The organism is Variovorax sp. GW460-12-1-14-LB1 (genome assembly GCF_059423605.1).
In genome coordinates, this window is the sequence record NZ_JBWKYF010000002.1 from 37,297 (window position 1) to 55,484 (window position 18,188).

Consider the following 18,188-nt stretch of genomic DNA (forward strand, 5'->3'; position numbering starts at 1 on the left):
CCTGCTGCGCAGGCGTGCATTCGCTTTCACAAAAGGCCGTTTCGACGGCCTTTTGCATGTGGCGCGTCATGGATGTGACACGCGGCGTTTTCATACTGGCTTGGCCCCATCTGCAGAGGCTTCGCATCCGTGAAAGCCCGAGGGGTCAGGGAAGTGTCGAATGCCGCGTACCGTCCAAGTCCATACCGTCCTGAGCGCCGAGCAGCTCAAGTTCCGCGCGATGCGGGGACACGAAGGACTCTCGCAACTCTTCGAGTTCGAGGTCGACATGGTCAGCACCAGCTTCAACCTCGACCTGAAGCGCCTGCTCGGCACCTCGCTCACGCTGGCCATTGCCGACGACGGCGCAACGCGCCACCTCAACGGCACCGTGGTGCGCTTCGAGCTCGTCGGCCGCGCCAACGAAACCGGCCGCCACTACATCTACCGCGCGCTCGTGCAGCCCTGGCTGTGGTACCTCACGCGCACCACCGACTGCCGCATCTTCCAGAACCAGAGCGTGCCCGAGGTGCTCGACGCGGTGCTGGGCAAGTACGGCTTCCAGTTCGAGAAGCGCCTCACAGGCAGCTACCGCCCGTGGGAATACTGCGTGCAGTACCAGGAGAGCGACTTCGCCTTCGTGAGCCGCCTCATGGAGCACGAAGGCATCGCCTACCACTTCGAGCACGGCAACGGCTCGCACCTGCTGGTGCTGGCCGATGACGCAGGCGGCTACAGCAAGCTGCCGGGCCATGCCCGCATTCCGTACCGCCCGCGCGACCGCGTGGTGAATGCGCTGGAGCCCTGCATCGACCGCTGGCGCGTGGCCGAGCAGATCACCTCGGGCCGCGTGATGCTCGACGACTTCGACTTCAGGAAGTCGCGCGCCTCGCTGCAGAGCGTGCAGCAGGACCCCAAGGGCCACGACCACGCGACCTACGAAGTCTATGAATGGCTCGGCGGCTACAGCGAGCACCAGCAAGGCGACGCCTACGCGAAGATCCGCCTGCAGGAGCTGCAGTGCGCGCACGAGCTGGCCTCGGGCCACACCAACGTGGTGGGCATGGCGCCGGGCCACCTGTTCGAGATGACGCACTGCCCGCGCGAGGCCGACAACCGTGAGTACCTCGTCACCGGGACGCGCTACGACCTGCGCGAGCCCGAATACTCGACCGGCGGCAGCAGCGAATCGGTGTGCGAGTTCGACTTCACCGTGCTGCCCTCGGCCGTGCCCTACCGCCCCGCGCGCACCACGCCGCGCCCGCGCACCAACGGCCCGCAGACCGCCACCGTGGTCGGCCCCGAAGAGATCTGGACCGACCGCTTCGGCCGCGTGAAGCTGCAGTTCCGCTGGGACCGCTACGGCCAGTCGGACGAGAACAGCTCGTGCTGGGTGCGCGTGTCGAGCAACTGGGCCGGCGCCAACTACGGCACCATGCACATGCCGCGCGTGGGCCAGGAAGTGATCGTCGATTTCATCGGCGGCCAACCCGACCGCCCCATCATCACCGGCCGCGTCTACAACAGCGACCAGATGCCGCCGTGGGAGCTGCCCGCCAACGCCACGGCCAGCGGCATCCTCACGCGCTCCAGCACCGGCGGCGCGGCCAACCAGGCCAACATGCTGCGCTTCGAGGACCGCGCCGGCGCCGAGCAGATCCTGCTGCACGCAGAGCGCAACCTCGACGTGGAAGTGGAAGCCGACGAGACCCACACCACCGACGGCACCCGCACCACCCTCATCAAGGGCCACGAGTCGGCCACCTACCAGGACGGCGAGACGCGCGACATCACCGCCGGCGCGACGGAGACCATCACCGGCGGCGACACGCGCGACGTGACGGGCGGCTTCAGCGAAACCGTGAGCGGCGGCGTGACGCAGCGCATCACGGGCGGCAAGACGCGCACGCTCAGCGGCGGACTGAACGACACCATCTCCGGCGGCGTGACGCTCGCCATCAGCGGCGGCTTCAACGGCACCATCGACGGGCAGGAAATCCGCTTCGTGAGCGCGGGCCGCAACGACACCATCAACACGTCGAACACCGTGCATGTGAACGGTCCGTCCAACACCACGGTGACCGGCCCCACGGTCCACACCTCGCCGGACGTGACCTTCAACACCACGAACCACATCCACAACACGACGCAGCACGTGATCAACACCAACGTCTACAACACGACGTCCAAGGTCTACAAGAACATCACGAACGACTACACGAACAACTCGAAGACCTACATCAACAACTACGCCAAGAGCAACGACTGGCGCTGGTACCGCGCGGGCGGCGTGGGGGCGCGTTTTTCGGCGGTCGGGCTGGCGCTCGACCTGTGGGGGCTGCGCCAGCAGAACTACATCCTCAACTCGCAGTTCTCGGGCATCCGGCTCGACGTGGCGGTATTCCGCTCGCAGAACTCGGCCACCGAGATCGAGGGGAAGATGCTCAAGGTCGCGAACATCGGCATGAAGATCGCCAGCGGCGGCCTGGCCTTCGCCGCCAAGGCGATGACCGTCAAGGTCTGAGCCGATCGCCCCATCGATGGCCATCTGGGAACAGGTCCTCTGGAGCGTCTTCGCCGTGATGATGGGCGGGGCGCTGCTGGCCGGCGTCGCGGTGGTCGTCACGGCCACGCGCGAGCAGCGCAGGTACACGCAGGAGCGGCGCATCGGCGAGCGCCTGGGCCTTGCCGGCGTGGCCACGCACGGCGTGGTGGCGCAGGTGCGGCGCTCCGAACACCAGCTCACCAGCCCGGGCAGCCACGGCCAGTGCATGGTCGCGCTCGAATTCACGCTGCAGATGCCGCCGTCGTCCCCGGTGCCGAGCGTGGTGCTGCGCACGCTGGTCGACGAACTGCTGCTGCCCCGCCTCGCGGTGCCGGGCGCGACCCTGCATCTGGTCCAGGACCCGGCGCACCCCGACGTGGTGGCGGTCGACCGGCAGCGCACGCCGCTCGAAGTGGCACCCGCACGGAGCTGATTCCCATTGAAAACCGTCAAGCCGCTGCGGCTGAGCGTCATCACACGCCCCTTCCTGCGGGGCCGCCAGCAACGCCTGGGCGTCACGCTGATGGGCATGGTGTCGATGGACGCCGCGCCCGTGCTGCTGCCCGAGCCGGAGTTCTGGAAGATCGCCGCCGAAGAGCTCGGCCCCACGGGCGCCATCGACCTGGGCATTCCCAAACCCCACGCCGAGTTCCTGGCCACCGGCCATGCCTACACCCGGCACCAGGACGACAAGACCGCCTGTGCCGTCGCGATGCGCGTGGGTGAGCTTTCGCGCCAGCTGCTGGTGTTCGGCGACCGCTTCTGGCTCGACGGCCGTTCCACCGCGCCGCAGCCCTTCGAATCGATGCGGCTCGACGCCACGCGCGCCTACGGCGGCCCCGGCTTTGCCGAGAACCCGCAGGGCATCGGCCACGCGCTCGAGACCGTCAACGGCCTGCAGGTGCAGCGCCTGCCGAACATCGAAGACCCGCAGCAGCGCATCGACCGGTCCGATCGCGAGACCGAGCCGGCCGGCCTCGGCCCGATCGACCTGACCCGGCCCAGCCGCATGCGCCTGATCGGCCGGCAGTACGACGGCCACTGGCGCGAGCACCTGTTCCCCGGTTTTTCGGAGGACATGGACTGGCGCTTCTTCAACGCCGCGCCGCCGCAGCAGCGCTGGCCCGCGCGCGACCACATCCCCGGCGGCACGCCCTACGAGATCTGGCACATGCACCCCACGCAGCCGGTGCAGCGCGGGCGCCTGCCCGACTGGCGTGCACGCGCCTTCATCGCGCGCCGAAGCGGCCCCGGCCGCGAGCCGGAGCAGTTCGACGAAGTGCCCATGCGCCTCACCACGGCGTGGTTCTTTCCGCACCGCGCGCAGGTGGCGCTGATCCACCACGGCGAGATCGACATCGTGGAAGACGATGCCGACGACGTGACCCATGTGATGCCCGCCATCGAAGCTGCGGGTGATGCGCCGCGCCCGCTGGCGCACTACTTCGCCCTCCTCCAGCGCCGCTGCGATCCCGAGACCGGCGCGCTGCATGCGGCCCGCGACGACGAGCTGCTGCCCGCGCAGGCCATCGGCCCGTGGCTCGACACGCTGGACGACGGCGAAGAATCCGCGATGGTGCGCAACATGCGCGAGCGCGGCGACCGGTTGCGCGGGGACCTGATGGAGAAGGCGCGCGAGGCCGGCCACGATCCGCGCCTGCTGCGCGAGCGGCCGATGCCCGAGCCCTTTCGCAAGGCGCCGACGCTCGCCGAGCTGCCCGAGTTCGTCGAGCGCACGCGGCGTTTCACGCAGGACCAGCGCCAGGCGCTCGAAGAGGGCCGGCGCGAGCTCGAGCGCGCGGGTCAGCGCAATGCGGCCGAGTCGCGCCAGGTCGGTTTCGATTCCGCAGCGTTGGTTTCGAACATCGACCGCACCACGACCAAGGGCCCGCCCGCCTTCGACGCGCAGACCGTGCTGCAGGGCATGTTCGGCATCGCCGCCGCGACGGGCACGTCCGCGCTGCCGCCCGCGCAGCAGCAGGCCTTCGCCGAGGTGGTCGAGAAAGGCCAGCGCGGGCTGATCGACATGTACCGCATGGGCGCGCAGCACCAGTCGCCCGCCGACGTGCTCGAAGGCGAACGCGCCGTCGAGGCGCGCCGGCGCGTGCAAGACGCGATGGCCACCACGCGCGACCTCTCCGAGATGGACCTCACCGGCGCCGACCTGTCGGGCATGGACCTGCGCGGCGCACGCTTGCACCGCACGCTGCTCGAACACGCGAACCTCGAAGGCGCCCGGCTCGATGGCGCGGATGCCACCGAGGCCGTGCTCGTGCGTGCGCGCCTCGTGCAGGCCTCGCTCGCGGGCTGCGTGCTGCACCGCGCGAACCTCAGCCTGGCGCACTGCGTCCACACCGTGTTCACCGGCGCGCAGTTGCACCACACCACGCTCGAGGAGACGCACTTCGACCATTGCGATTTCTCGCAAGCCTCGCTGGAGCACCTGACGGTGCTCGGCCTGCAGGTCGACCACTGCCGCTTCGATGCAGCACGCCTTTCCTACGTGACCTTCCTCGAACAGACCCGCCTGCAGGACTGCAGCTTTCGCAACGCCGTGCTCCACAAGGTCGGCCTGATCTCGTGCATCGCCGAGCGGCTCGACTTCAGCGAGGCCCGGCTCGAAGCCTGCGCCTGGGCCCACACGCCGGGCGACACCGGCATCGTCTTTCGCGGCGCCACCCTGCACACCACCTGCTTCGTCGGCGCCAGCAGCCTGCGCACCATGGACTTCGAAGACGCGACGCTGGTGCAATGCGGCCTGCGCGAGATGCCGCTGGACGGCGCGCGCTTCGTGCGCGCCACGCTCGACACCTGCGACCTGTCGGCCTGCAGCCTCACGGGCGCGGACCTCAGTGGCTGCGATGCGCCCGAAAGCCTCTTCATCCGTGCCGACTTCACGCAGGCCTCGCTGCGCGGCGCCAACCTCATGCACGCCAGCCTGCAGAAAGCCCGCCTGGCGCGCACCGACCTGCGCGAGGCCAACCTGTTCCGCGCCGACGTCTCGCAGACCCTGATCGACAGCGTGACCGACACGCACGGCGCGCACCTCGAACAGGCCAAGACCCTCCCGCGCCGCGCCGCGGACCCGGTGCGATGACGCCGGCCGAGCTGGCAGCGAAGATCCGCGGCGGCGACCACCTCCAGGACCAGGACTTCCAGGGCATGGACTTCGACGGCATGGACCTGCGCGGCGGCAGCTTCGGCGCCTGCGATTTCCGCCGGGCGAACCTGCGCGGCGCGCGGCTGGGCGAATCGATGTTCGACAGCTGCCGCTTCGACGATGCGGTGCTCGACATCGCCGACCTGCAGCACGCCGCCTTCCACCGCTGCGCCCTGCCCCGCGCGCGCCTGCGATCTGCGGCGATGGCCCACGCCGTCTTCTCCGAGGCCGACCTGAGCCGCGTCGACATGACCGAGGCGCAGGCGGGCCAGGCCACCTTTCACCAGAGCACGCTCGACGGCGCGGACTTCGAGCGCGCGGACCTCACGAAGGCGGTGTTCGGCGAATGCCGCCTCGACGGCACGCGCTTCGACGACACGGCACTGAACACCACCGTCTTCTACCGCGCGGCGCTGCGCGGCACGCGCTTCAAAGGTGCGAGCTTCCACAACGTGATCTTCGGCGAGGCCGACCTCGCGGGGCAGGACTTCTCGGCGCAGTCGTTCCATCTGTGCCAGTTCATCGATGCCGACCTCACGGGCTGCAACTTCGCCGGCGCACGGCTGAGCCAGTGCAATTTCAAGGGCGCGAAGCTCGAAGGCGCGGTGCTGTCGGGCGTGCAGGCGCCGCAGTGCCTGTTCCCCGAAGCCGACCTGCGCCGGGTGGACGCGCGCGGCGGGCACTTCGACCAGAGCCTGTGGGTCGGTGCACGGCTCGACGACGCCGACCTGTCGGACGCGCGGCTCGAACAGTGCGTGTTCCACCGCGCGAGCTGCCGCCGCACCGCGTTCGCCCGCAGCCACCTCGTGTACGCGGATTTCTCCTACGCCGACCTCGCCGATGCCGACCTGCGCGGCGCGACCTTCCACCGCACCCAGATGCACCGCGCGATCGAGACCGGCGTGCGCTGGAGCGACCGCCTCGGCGTGCTCGACAGCGACCCGGCGCTGTTCGAGGCCGAGCGCTTTTCTGCCGCCCGTGCGAGCCGCCCGCAACGCGCCGGCCGCGACACCTTCGGCCGGCCGCTGCCGCCCGATCCACAGGACACCCCGCCATGAATCACCGAGTCCTTCGCGAACCTGTTTCGCCGCCGTCGGAGACGCCCGAGACCGAGATGCACGCACTGCTGCGCAAGCCGCTGCCTGCGCAAGCCGCACCCGTCTGGACCGGCAGCGCGCTCGGCACCGTCGTGCAAACGCTGCCCGACGGCCGCTTCGTCGTCGAGCCGCAGCCAGGCAGTGCGCCCTGGCATTGCCCGCGCGCAGCGAGCTGCCTGCTGCAGCCTGCCGTGGGCGATGTCGTGCTCGTGGCCGGGCCGCAGCGCGACCAGCTGTTCCTGATCGCCGTCGTCACGCAGGCCGACCCCAGCCAGTCGCAGCTCGTGGCCGAGGGCGACCTCACGATCCGCTCGCGGCGCGGCGGCATCGCGATGCAGGCCAGCGCGTTCGCACTTCAGGCCGACAAGGCCACCGTCGACATCACCGACATGGCCTACCGCGGCGCCGAAGTGCGCGTGACCACACTGGTCGCCCGCTTCGTGGGCCGCACGCTCGAGACCGTGCTCGACCGCCTGAGCCTGCTCACGCGCTCGAGCTTTCGCCTCACCGAAGAGGTCGAGCAGGTGCGCGCGGGCCAGATCGACATGCAGGCCTCGCAAAGCCTGCGCCTGCACGCCAAGAACACCTTCGTCACCAGCCAGGCGCTGGTGAAGGTCGACGCCGAACAGATCCACATGGGTTGATACCGACAAGGAGCCTGAACCATGTTCGCCAACGCACAGATGATGGGAATGGACCTCGCGTTTCCCGATGTCTGCAAGACACCGCCCGCGCTGCCCGTGCCCTACCCCAACATCGCGCTCGGGCCCACGGCCCTGCCCAACGCCTGGAACATCCTGTACGGCGGCACGCCCGTGCACAACATGGCGACCACCACCCCGATCACCAACGGCGACAACGCCGGCGTGCTCATGGGCGTGGTGTCGCAGACGGTGATGGGGCCGTCGCGCCACATCACCGGCGCGTTCACGGTGCTGCTCAAGGGCACGCCCTGCACGCGCATGACCAGCCTGGCGGTGCAGAACCGCTGCAACATCGTGGGCATGCGCATCGTGCCCAGCCAGTTCAAGGTGCTGGTGCTGGCCCCCTGAAACAGCGCTGGAGGCTCAGTCGAGCTTGACGCCCGCCGTGCGGATCACCTTGCCCCACTTGGTGGTCTCGGACGCAATGAACGCGTCGAACTCTTCGGGCGTGCTGCCCGCCGGGAAGGTGCCCATGGCATCGAGCTTGGCGCGCGTCTCGTCGCTCTTGATGATGCGCGCCACCTCTTCCGACATGCGCTTGACGATCTCGCGCGGCGTGCCCGCCGGCGCCAGCATGCCGGCCCAGGTGCTGCCGGTGAAGCCCGCGAAGCCCTGCTCGATGAAGGTCGGCACGTCGGGCACGGCCGGCAGGCGCTTGTCGCCGGCCACGCCGATCAGCCGCACCTTGCCGGCTTTGCCCTGGTTGATGAGGCCCGTGGGCGCATCGAAGAACAGCTGGATCTGCCCGCCCATCAGGTCGGTCAGCGCAGGCACCGCGCCGCGGTACGGGATGTGGATCATGTAGGTCTGCGTGAGCGACTTCCACAGCTCGCTCGTGAGGTGCGCGGCCGAGCCGTTGCCCGACGAGCCGAAGCTCACCTTGCCGGGGTGCTTGCGTGCGTAGTCGATGAGCTCGCGCGCGGTCTTGAACGGCGCGTCGTTGTTGACCGCCGCGAGCAGCGGCGACACACCCATCAGCGAAACGCCCACGAGGTCCTTGCGCGGGTCGTAGGGCAGCTTGGGGTACAGCGTGGTGTTGGCCGTGTAGGCCGCGATGACGACGCCGAAGGTGCTGCCGTCGGGCGCGGCCTTGGCCACGGCATCGACGCCAATCAGGCTGTTCGCGCCGGGCTTGTTGTCGATCACCACCGGCTGGCCCAGGCGTGTCTGCAGGCCCGCCTGCACCAGCCGCGCCATCTGGTCGGTGAAGCCGCCCGGCGTGTAGGGCACGACGATTCGGATCGGCTTGCTCGGCCAGGCGCTCTGCGCGAAAGACGGTGCGGCCAGACTGGCAGCAGCGGCGGCCGTGGCAAGAGAAAAACGGCGGCGGGAGAGCGTGGCGTGCGGCATGGTCGGGAACCCTTCGGATGGCATGGATCGGACCATTCTCGAAGCGCGCTCCTGCGCCGGCGCTCAGGGTTTGTCCCCGACGGGACAAGGTGGGCTCAAAGCGGCAGGATGTCGCGCGAGCGCCCGTCGTCGCCGAGCCAGGCCTCGAACTCGTCCGACAGCCGCGTCGCCTCGCGCGTGGCCTGGCCCCAGGCCGCGATGCGGGCCTGCGCGTCGTTCGCGAAGCGGATGAAGTCCTTGCGGTCGGGCAGCTTGCCGTGCGGCAGCGTCTTCACCCACTCGGGGTTGGGCGCGAGCACCACCATGCGGTCGAGAAAGCGCGTCGACTTGTGGCGCCAGCGCAGCCCCTTGTCGAGCCAGCCCGGCACCACGGCCTGCTGGAAGTGCGGGTACAGCACGATGCCTTCGTCGGCCGGCTGGTAGTCCAGGTGCAGGTGGTAGTCGGTGATGCCGCCGTCCCAGTAGGCGCCGCGCGGCGCGCCCGGAATGTCGTGCACCGCCGCCAGCAGGAACGGAATGGAGCACGAGGCCTGCAGCACGCGGTTGAAGTTGGCCTCGCTCAGCGCGTGCTGGCGCGTGCGGAAGTCGGTCGTGCCGAAGGGCAAGGCCGCACCGGGCGTGGAGAACACGCAGCGCTCCAGCCAGGCGCCCAGGCTCTTGCGGTGCAGGCTGTTGCTCGCGAAGGCGCCCAGGTAGCCGACCGGCGTGCGCGCCCTGCCCTCGCGCCCGAGGATGTGGCGCCCGCGCGAGGTCACCACATGCAGCCGGTAGCGCGCATGGCCCAGCACCTCGCCGATGCGTCCGCCATAGAAGGTGTCGAGGCTTTCCGCGAAACGTTCGCTGAGCTGGTGCGGGCTGAGCCGCTTCTGGCCCGGCGGCACTTCGAACTGCTGGCGCACGTAGTCGTGCTCGAAGCGCCCGAAGGCCGCCTCCGGGTCCGCCAGGCAGGCCGTCGCCAGCCGCCACGCGCCGATCGACGCACCCACCAGGTCCACCGGCTGGCTCGACTGCGTGAGCCAGCGCCCGAAGATGAAGCGATCGAGCGGCCCGAGGATCAGCCCCTTGGGCCCGCCGGCCGCGCCGGGGACGGTGCGCACGTCCTGCGGACGCAGGCCGTGCTGTTCGATGTGCTGGCGGGCCGCAGGGCCGGCGTAGATGCGCAGGGCTTTCATGCGGCACCCGTTTCGAAGGGATTGAAGACCTCGACACCGAAGCCGGCAAAGTCGCTCACGTTGCGCGTGACGACGGTCAGGCCGTGCTGTTTCGCCGTGGCGGCGATCATGGCGTCTTCGTACAGCGTGACGGAGCTGCGGTGCATCAGCCGGGCCCACAGCCTGAAGGTTTTCGCATCCATCGGCAGGACGTTGTACGACGCAGCGACCAGCTCGACCCACTGCTCGATCTCGTCCGCTTTCGCCGTGTCCTGTTCGCGCGTGAGTTCGATGCCGGCCTGGATCTCGCCCAGTGTCACGGCCGACAGGTGAAGTTCGCTGTCGGGAATGGGCGCCAGCCACGCCAGGACGGCGCCATGAGGCCGAAGCCGACGCAGTTCGGAAATGACGTTCGTGTCCAGAAGGTACATGCTGCGCGCGCCTTCAACGGGCCGGGGTGACGCGTCGCCTGCGCGCGGCGCCGCGCTCGGGCACGAGGAACTCGGTGCGCGCCTCGTCGGTGCACAGCAGCTCCTTGAGCGAGGGTTTGGCGATGGCATGCAGCCGCCGCCATTCCGCGGCCGGCACCAGCACGGCCGCCTCGGCACCGCGCCGGGTGACCATTTGCGGCCCGTCGTTCAGACAGGCCTCCAGGAATTCGCTGAAACGCGCTTTCGCGTCTTGTACCGGCCAGGTTTTCATCGGCGCCACCCCATCAGACTAGTTAGATGACTAGTTTAACGGGATGGCCTTCGATCTGCTGGCGGTTACTTGCGCAACCCCTGCAACTTGGCAAACGCACTCGCCATCTGCCCCGCCGGCTGCGGCGAGTTGTCGCGCCGGCCTTGTTGCTGCTGGCCGCGCCCTGCCCCTTCGAAGCGGTTGTCGCGCGGGCCGTCGCGGCGTGCGGGCGCGGCGTCGAGCTTCATCGACAGGCCGATGCGCTTGCGGGCCACGTCGACTTCCATCACCTTGACCTTGACGATGTCGCCGGTCTTGACGACTTCGCGGGCGTCGTTGACGAACTTGTGGCTCAGCTGGCTCACGTGGACCAGGCCGTCCTGGTGCACACCGAGGTCGACAAAGGCGCCGAACTGGGCCACGTTGCTCACGGTGCCCTCGAGGATCATGCCCTCGGTGAGGTCGGAGATGTCGTCCACGCCGTCGTTGAAGCGCGCCACCTTGAAGTCGGGGCGCGGGTCGCGGCCGGGCTTCTCGAGTTCGCCCAGGATGTCCTTGACCGTGATGACGCCGAACTTCTCGTTGGCGAACAGCTCGGGCTTGAGGGTCTTGAGCATGTCGGCGCGGCCCATCAGCTCGGCGATGGGCTTGCCGGTCTTGACGATGATCTGCTCGACCAGCGGGTACGTTTCGGGGTGCACGCCGGTGATGTCCAGCGGGTCGGCGCCGTCGCGGATGCGCAGGAAGCCGGCGCTCTGCTCGAAGGCCTTGGGGCCGAAGCCGGTCACGTCGAGCAGCTGCTTGCGGGTGGAGAACGCACCGTTGGCTTCGCGCCAGCGCACCACGGCCTTGGCCACGCTGGCCGACAGGCCGGACACGCGGCTGAGCAGCGGCACGCTGGCGGTGTTCAGGTCGACGCCCACCGAGTTCACGCAGTCTTCGACCACGGCCTGCAGGGTGCGCGCGAGTTCGCTCTGGTTCACGTCATGCTGGTACTGGCCCACGCCGATGCTCTTGGGGTCGATCTTCACGAGCTCGGCCAGCGGGTCCTGCAGGCGGCGCGCGATGGAGGCGGCGCCGCGCAGGCTCACGTCGACGTCGGGCATTTCCTGCGAGGCGAATTCGCTGGCGGAATACACGGAGGCGCCGGCTTCGCTGACCACGACCTTGTCGACCGTCATTTCGGGCGCACCGGCCTGCGCGGCCATCTTGGCCAGCAGCTTGATGAGGTCGCCGGCCAGCTTGTCGGTCTCGCGGCTGGCGGTGCCGTTGCCGATGGCGATCAGGTTCACGCCGTGCTTGGCGCACAGCTTGCCCAGGGTGTGCAGCGAGCCTTCCCAGTCCTTGCGCGGTTCGTGCGGGAACACGGTGGCGGTCTCGACCAGCTTGCCGGTCGAATCGACCACGGCCACCTTCACGCCGGTGCGGATGCCGGGGTCCAGGCCCATCACGACGCGCCGGCCGGCAGGGGCTGCCAGCAGCAGGTCGCGCAGGTTGTCGGCGAACACCTTGATGGCGACCTTTTCGGCGTCTTCGCGCAGGCGGGTGAACAGGTCACGCTCGGTCGACAGCGCCAGCTTCACGCGCCAGGTCCAGGCCACGCACTTGCGCAGCAGGTCGTCGGCCGGGCGGGCGGCGTGGCTCCAGCCCAGGTGCAGCGCGATCTTGCCTTCGGCGATGCTGGGCTTGCCCGGCTCGGGCTCGACGGGCAGCACGAGCTTGGCGTCGAGCACCTCGAGCGCGCGGCCGCGGAACACGGCCAGGGCGCGGTGCGACGGCACGCGGCCGATGGGTTCGTCGTAGTCGAAGTAGTCGCGGAACTTGGCGATGTCGGCGTTGTTCTCGTCCTTGCCGGCCATCAGGGTGGACTTGAGCAGGCCTTCGTTCCAGAGCCATTCGCGCAGGCGCTGCACCAGCACGGCGTCTTCGGCCCAGCGCTCGGACAGGATGTCGCGCACGCCGTCGAGCACGAGGGGCACGGTGGAGAAATCGGGGCCCGGCTTGCCGTCGTCCAGCGTGGTGGCGGGCTGCAGGAAGGCCTTGGCTTCGACGGCCGGGTCGAGCGTGGGGTCGGCCAGCAGCTTGTCGGCCAGCGGCTCGATGCCGAATTCGCGGGCGATCTGGCCCTTGGTGCGGCGCTTCTGCTTGAACGGCAGGTACAGGTCTTCGAGCTCCTGCTTGGTCGGCGCGAATTCGATCGCGGCGCGCAGTTCGGGGGTCAGCTTGCCCTGCTCGTCGATGGCCTTGAGCACCGCCACGCGGCGGTCTTCGAGTTCGCGCAGGTAAGACAGCCGGGCTTCCAGTTCGCGCAGCTGGATGTCGTCGAGGCCGCCCGTGACTTCCTTGCGATAGCGGGCAATGAACGGAACCGTGGCGCCTTCGTCGAGCAGTTCGACGGCGGCCTTCACCTGGTGCTCGCCGACCTTGATTTCAACGGCGAGCTGGCGAATGATTTTCTGCATGTCTTGAGCGCGTCCCTGGCAAAGCGCGGAAGTTTGCCATAGGCGACGAGCCCCCTTGCCGGGCACCGGTGCGGGCTGGTTACAACGTGCTCTCGGCCGGCGCCGCGACCGCCGACTGCGGCAGCACTTCGCCGGGCATCACGAGCCGGATGCGCAGCCCGTGCGGCGCTGCGTCCATGACGGCCAGCTCGCCGTGCAGCGTATCGGCGCGCTCGCGCATGCTGCGCAGGCCCTTGCCGCCCGGTTCGCCGGCCGCCGCATCCAGGCCGCGCCCGTCGTCGAGCACTTCGAGCACCAGGCCGTGCGAGCGTTCGCGCGGGCCGAAGCGCACTTCTACGCGGGTCGCCTGCGAATGGCGCAGCACGTTCGACAAGGCCTCCTGCGCGATGCGGCACAGCTGCATCGCGGCCTCGGGCGACAGCGGCGGTGCCAGCACCACGTCCTGCACGTTCCACACGAGCGTGATGCCAAGCCGGTCGAACGCCGGTTGCAGCCGGTAACGCAAGTGGCCCAGGCGCTCGCCGATGCTGGTGTCGGCCTGGTCGTCGAGGGAGTCGACCGTCATCTGCAGCTCCAGCAGGCAGGCCTGCAGGGCCATCGACAGCTCGCGGGCGTCGGCGGAGCGCGGGTCGTAGCTGGCCATGAGCGCCACCAGCCGCGAGCCGACGCCGTCATGCAGGTCGCTGGCGATGCGGCGGCGCTCGGCGAGCACGGCCTGCGCCTGGCGGTAGCGCACGAGGCGGCGCCGCGTGAAATACCAGGTGGCCACGATCATGCAGAGCACGGCGACGTTCACCCCCTGCAGGGCCCAGAAGGCGGCCGGCACCTCGGTACCCAGCGTGGTGATCGCCGAGGTCGCGCGAATCACCTGCCCTACCACCGGTGTCAGGTGCAGCGCGAATGCGAGCCCCACCCACAGCAGCATCCGCTGGCGCGAGGCACGCGGCCACAGCCAGATCAGGAGCACACACCAGGCGGCGATCGAAAGCCACACGAACTGGTCCTCCAGGAAATACGGCGGGAGCGGGGGCGCGGGCGCGCGCATGGGTGGCTCCGCTGCGAACGCGGCGCGCCCGAAGCGCGCCCTAGAGCAGCCCCCGGTGCGAGGCGAAACTCACGGCCTGCGCGCGGGTGTGGGCGTGCAGCTTGCGGTAGATGTTCTTGACGTGCGCGTTAACCGTCTGGGCACTGATGGTGAGCTGCAGGGCGATCTCTTCCGTCACATATCCCGTGGCTACAAGTCGCAACACTTCGCGCTCCCGTGCCGACAGGGTCGCCTTGCTGTCCGGCGGGCGCACCGGGCTCGGATTGGCGCGCTGGTGGTCCAGGTGAACGAGCAGCCGCCGCGCCAGCCGGGGGGTGATGGCGGCCCCGCCATTCACCACCTGCAGCACGGCCTGGGCATAGCTCTGGAACCAGGCGTTCTTCACCAGGTAACCCGAGGCGCCGAGCTCGAAGGCGTGCAGCACCTGGGGCTCGTCTTCCAGCGCGGAAATGACGATGATCTCGGCCGCGCTGCGGTGTTTCTTGGCCTCTTCGATGAGCTCGAATCCGCTGCCGTCTCCGAGGCGGATGTCGACCATGAGCACATCGAATTCATGCTGCATCAAGAGGCGCCGTCCCTCGCGCAGGGAGCCGGCCTGGCCTTCGAGCTGGATGCGCAGATCGCCCAGCAGTTCCTGGGCGATGACACGGCGGACAAAGGGGTCGTCGTCGACGAGCAAGACACGAACAGGCTTGGTTTCCTGGCCCGTGAGGTAGTCCGGCCACGGCAGGGTATCCGCCGAGGGAGCCAGCAGCCCACCGAACTGGCCGGGATTGGAGAATTTCCTAGCGCCACCACCGACATCGGTCAATGAAATGTCGAGATCGTTTTCCATTTAAGCCCCCTTGTCACAGATAAAAGTCGCGACTTCGTGAACAAAAGTTAATCGATTTCTACTCTTTTTCCGGCTATCGGCTTTTTTGATTACCTTGGTTTCTTTCGGTTGCAATATTGCCAGATTGTGAACGAAAGTGATAGTGGCCACGAGGGAAACAGGGCCGGAAACCGGTCCCCTGCCCACGCCGAAAACGCGGCCGGGCATTGCTTTCGCCATAGCCTTGCACTACCCAGCCTGAGGCATTTTTCGATCCCTTCCCCCCGCTGAAACTGCATCCCGGTCGCAACGGAATCCATTCAATCCGTGCTCGCTGACCGTCGCTGATGGCCGGATTCCCCGGCGATCGGGTTCGTTTCAACACTATCGAGGAAGCATCATGAAGAAGACTCTTATCGCCATGGCAGTGGTTCTCGTGGCTGGCATCGGGACCGCAACCGGCAGCAGCGTGGCGCTCGCCGTCACCAACACCACGACCGGTTCCTCCAGCTCGGCTGGCTCGGTCGCCGCCAGCTCCGGAACGGGCAGCGCACTGAGCTACAACGCAGCCAGCTCCACCTCGTCGGCCACGGCCAACGCGGCGGGCGGCGCAGCAGGCAATGCCTTCCTGCGCGTCGGCGGCGCCACCGCCAGCGGCTCGGCCACCACGCAAGGACGCGTGACCAGCGTGGCAGCAACGACCGGCAACGGCGTGGCTGCAGGCGGTGCGAATGCGCAGGCCAATGCGACCTCGAGCGCCAATGCGAACTACGCCGGCGGCGGCGCCAACCCCGTGAGCGGCTCTGCAGGCGGCGCAGCCGGCTCCACCACCAACAACACCGCAGCCACCGCTGCAGGTCCTGGCGGCGGTCTGGCCGTGGTGACGCGCACCTCGGGCACGACGGCCGGTTTCAGCGCCAATTCGGGCGCGGTCAACGGCATCGTCAACGGCACGACGACCTCGGCCACGTCGGGCTCGACCGGCGGTTCCACGGGCGTCATCAACTTCGCCGTGGGCAACGCAGCGGGCTTCAGCAACGGTGGCGGCACCGCCGGTGGCGCGATCTCCGGCGCAACGGCCAACGCTCCCTGAGCGATCCGGACCATCGGTTGTTGGACCAGAAACGGGGAGGGGCACGCCCCTCCCCTGCTTCCCAAAGGAGTCGAAAAAATGAAAACATTGATTGCCCTGACCTTGCTGGGCCTGTCCGCCGGCGCCTTGGCGCAGACCACGGCGGGTGGCGCCAACAACCAGTCGCAGAGTTCAGCCACCACCAACGCCCAGGGCAACACCCAGGCGGTGAATTTCAACAGCTCCGCCCCCTCGGAAGTCACCTCCCGGGCCACGGTGGACAGCAACAGCACACAGAACATCAACAACACGGGCGCGACGACCAGCACCGTCGACTACCGTGGCAGCTACACCGTCAAGAACGTGCCCTCCGTGAGCGGCCCGAACCTGACGACCAGCAATGACACCTGCATGGGCAGCACCAGCGCCAGCGCCAACGGCGCAGGGGTCGGGCTGAGCTTCGGCACCACCTGGACGGACGAACACTGCAAGCGCCTGAAGATGAGCCGCGAGCTCTGGAACAAGGGCATGAAGGCAGCGTCGCTGGCCATGGACTGCATGGACCCGGCGGCCCAGGCGGCCCTGGAGATGACCGGCTCGAAGTGCCCGCAGTCGATGACCGCCGAAGAGCGCGTGAGCGCGTTCGGACCGCAGGCCTCCTCGGCCGGCGCGCCCGTGGCGGCACGTCCGGCGGCGCCGGTAGCGCCCGTGGCCGCGGCTCCAGCACCTGCGCCGGCTCCCGTGGCGGTGGCCGTGCCCCAGCCGGTGGCGCCCGTGGCACCTGCGGCGCCAGTCGCGTTGGCCCCGGCCCCGGCCCCGGCGCCCGCGCCGGTCGTGGCGGTGCAGCAGCCCGCCCCACCGGCCACGCTGGTCGAGGCGATGCCCATGGCAGCCCCGGCGCAGGAACAGCCGGCACCGCAACCGGCACCGGCCGTGACCGCCGTCCCGGTGTCTGCGCCGGAAGTGGCACCGGCCCCCGTGGCCGCAGCGCCCGCCGAGGAAGCCGCGGCACCTGCGGCGGAGCCGGCACCGGTCATGGCGAGTGCCGTGGCCCCGCAGCCGGACATCCTGGAAGCGCGCATCACGCGCCGCCTGCCGGCTGACCCGGCCGACGAGGTGGCTTCGGCACCGGCCGACGCGCAATGAGGTCGGCTCTGGAGTCCATCACCATGAACACCAGGACCGTTCCTCTCTGGCTGGCCGCCTGTTGCGTGGCGACGGCATCGGTCGCCGCCACGCCGATCATCCGCATCGAGCGGATGCCCATGGGCAGCGGCCTGCAGAACGCCAGCGGCACGGAAAACGCCGAGCCGGTGGGCGACTACGGCGTCTGGCACGTGCCGCAGTACATGCCGGGGTTTCCGACCTCGGCCACCATCTGGCCGCGCGTCGTGATCATCCAGTGCAACGTCACGCGGTGCAGCGGCTACGAGGTCACGCCCGAACTGGGCCGGGGCGAATACCTGTTCTTCCGGCCCGCGGAAGACAGCAGCGTCGGCCGCAAATAGACAGGCGCGCAGACGCCGCTTTTTCGAACGATGCGCCGTCGGGTCCGCAAGGTCCCGGCGGCGCGCGGCCGTGTGCGTATACCCTTCGCGCATGCACAACCCCCTCGTGCGCGCCTTGCGCGCCCTGTTCCGCGCCGTTGCCACCACGATCCTCGTGCCGGTGCTGCTGTTCGAGGAATGGGGCTGGGCCCCGCTCGCGGCGCTGGTCGCGCGGCTGGCGCGCCTGCCCTTCTGGGCGCGGCTCGAGAACCTGCTGCGCGCACTGCCGCCCTGGGGCGCGCTGCTGGCGTTCTTCGTGCCGATGCTGCTGCTCTTTCCGGTGAAGCTGCTGGCGCTGTTCCTGTTCGGCCGTGGCCACGCGTTCAGCGGCATGGCTGTGCTGCTGCTGGCCAAGCTCGCCGGCACGGCCGTGGTCGCGCGGATCTTCCAGTTGGTCGAGGGCTCGCTGATGCGCCTGGCCTGGTTCGCCCGCTGGTACCCGCGCTGGAAAGCATGGAAAGACAGCGTGCTGACGCGGGTGCGCGAAAGCCGCCCCTGGCGGATCGTGCGGGCGGTGCACCGGCGGGTGCTGCGCGGCTGGCACCGGCTGCGCGCCGAGTGAATCTATTTTTACCCGGGTG

Annotated in this window: 17 protein-coding genes; 10 read left to right on the forward strand and 7 right to left on the reverse strand. The window is 69.0% G+C overall.

Annotated features, from left to right (window positions below):
* The first annotated feature begins 160 nt into the window (after positions 1–160).
* From AC07Y4_RS01510 to AC07Y4_RS01535, 6 genes are read left to right on the forward strand one after another with little or no spacing between them, the layout of a single operon-like run.
* Positions 161–2,503, forward strand: a complete 2,343-nt coding sequence (locus AC07Y4_RS01510; RefSeq protein ID WP_487846978.1) for a type VI secretion system Vgr family protein — start codon at positions 161–163, stop codon at positions 2,501–2,503.
* A 16-nt stretch (positions 2,504–2,519) separates the two neighbouring features.
* Positions 2,520–2,957, forward strand: a complete 438-nt coding sequence (locus AC07Y4_RS01515; RefSeq protein WP_487846977.1) for a hypothetical protein — start codon at positions 2,520–2,522, stop codon at positions 2,955–2,957.
* Between the two features lie 6 nt (positions 2,958–2,963).
* A complete protein-coding gene (locus AC07Y4_RS01520; protein WP_487846976.1) occupies positions 2,964–5,621 on the forward strand; it encodes a DUF2169 family type VI secretion system accessory protein in 2,658 nt (885 codons plus the stop codon).
* Complete coding sequence (locus tag AC07Y4_RS01525; RefSeq protein WP_487846975.1) at positions 5,618–6,742, forward strand: pentapeptide repeat-containing protein; 1,125 nt, start codon at positions 5,618–5,620, stop codon at positions 6,740–6,742. Before AC07Y4_RS01520 ends, AC07Y4_RS01525 begins: the two co-directional genes overlap by 4 nt.
* Entirely contained in the window at positions 6,739–7,425 is a 687-nt protein-coding gene (locus AC07Y4_RS01530; RefSeq protein ID WP_487846974.1) for a DUF3540 domain-containing protein, read from the forward strand. Before AC07Y4_RS01525 ends, AC07Y4_RS01530 begins: the two co-directional genes overlap by 4 nt.
* A gap of 21 nt (positions 7,426–7,446) precedes the next feature.
* On the forward strand, positions 7,447–7,833 hold the full coding sequence (locus AC07Y4_RS01535; protein ID WP_056580973.1) for a DUF4150 domain-containing protein: 387 nt from the start codon (positions 7,447–7,449) through the stop codon (positions 7,831–7,833).
* A gap of 15 nt (positions 7,834–7,848) precedes the next feature.
* Here AC07Y4_RS01535 and AC07Y4_RS01540 read toward each other — a convergent pair whose 3' ends face one another.
* The 7 genes from AC07Y4_RS01540 to AC07Y4_RS01570 form a co-directional block, all read right to left on the reverse strand.
* Positions 7,849–8,835, reverse strand: a complete 987-nt coding sequence (locus AC07Y4_RS01540; RefSeq protein WP_159272713.1) for a tripartite tricarboxylate transporter substrate binding protein — start codon at positions 8,833–8,835, stop codon at positions 7,849–7,851.
* A 95-nt stretch (positions 8,836–8,930) separates the two neighbouring features.
* Positions 8,931–10,007, reverse strand: coding sequence for a phospholipase (locus tag AC07Y4_RS01545; protein WP_369628864.1), 1,077 nt, complete (start codon positions 10,005–10,007; stop codon positions 8,931–8,933).
* Positions 10,004–10,417, reverse strand: coding sequence for a type II toxin-antitoxin system VapC family toxin (locus AC07Y4_RS01550; protein WP_095745285.1), 414 nt, complete (start codon positions 10,415–10,417; stop codon positions 10,004–10,006). The genes AC07Y4_RS01545 and AC07Y4_RS01550 overlap by 4 nt, the downstream gene beginning before the upstream one ends.
* A gap of 13 nt (positions 10,418–10,430) precedes the next feature.
* The gene (locus AC07Y4_RS01555; RefSeq protein ID WP_056580961.1) at positions 10,431–10,688 is read right to left on the reverse strand and encodes a type II toxin-antitoxin system Phd/YefM family antitoxin; all 258 of its coding nucleotides are present in this window, start codon (positions 10,686–10,688) and stop codon (positions 10,431–10,433) included.
* Positions 10,689–10,753: 65 nt separating this feature from the next.
* Positions 10,754–13,129, reverse strand: coding sequence for a Tex family protein (locus tag AC07Y4_RS01560; protein WP_070060629.1), 2,376 nt, complete (start codon positions 13,127–13,129; stop codon positions 10,754–10,756).
* Between the two features lie 79 nt (positions 13,130–13,208).
* Positions 13,209–14,123 carry a sensor histidine kinase gene (locus AC07Y4_RS01565; protein ID WP_487846973.1) on the reverse strand — a complete coding sequence of 305 codons (915 nt, stop codon included), beginning with the start codon at positions 14,121–14,123 and terminating at the stop codon, positions 13,209–13,211.
* Positions 14,124–14,214: 91 nt separating this feature from the next.
* Entirely contained in the window at positions 14,215–15,009 is a 795-nt protein-coding gene (locus AC07Y4_RS01570; RefSeq protein ID WP_062472928.1) for a LuxR C-terminal-related transcriptional regulator, read from the reverse strand.
* Positions 15,010–15,388: 379 nt separating this feature from the next.
* Between AC07Y4_RS01570 and AC07Y4_RS01575 the strand changes: the two genes are divergently transcribed.
* From AC07Y4_RS01575 to AC07Y4_RS01590, 4 genes are all read left to right on the forward strand, one after another.
* On the forward strand, positions 15,389–16,081 hold the full coding sequence (locus AC07Y4_RS01575) for a hypothetical protein (RefSeq protein WP_062472930.1): 693 nt from the start codon (positions 15,389–15,391) through the stop codon (positions 16,079–16,081).
* Positions 16,082–16,159: 78 nt separating this feature from the next.
* On the forward strand, positions 16,160–17,206 hold the full coding sequence (locus tag AC07Y4_RS01580) for a hypothetical protein (protein WP_487846972.1): 1,047 nt from the start codon (positions 16,160–16,162) through the stop codon (positions 17,204–17,206).
* A 23-nt stretch (positions 17,207–17,229) separates the two neighbouring features.
* Positions 17,230–17,568 (forward strand): hypothetical protein, encoded by a 339-nt coding sequence (locus AC07Y4_RS01585; protein WP_062480212.1) that lies wholly within the window; start codon positions 17,230–17,232, stop codon positions 17,566–17,568.
* 91 nt (positions 17,569–17,659) lie between these two features.
* Positions 17,660–18,169, forward strand: coding sequence for a hypothetical protein (locus tag AC07Y4_RS01590; protein ID WP_070060632.1), 510 nt, complete (start codon positions 17,660–17,662; stop codon positions 18,167–18,169).
* The last annotated feature ends 19 nt before the right edge of the window (positions 18,170–18,188 follow it).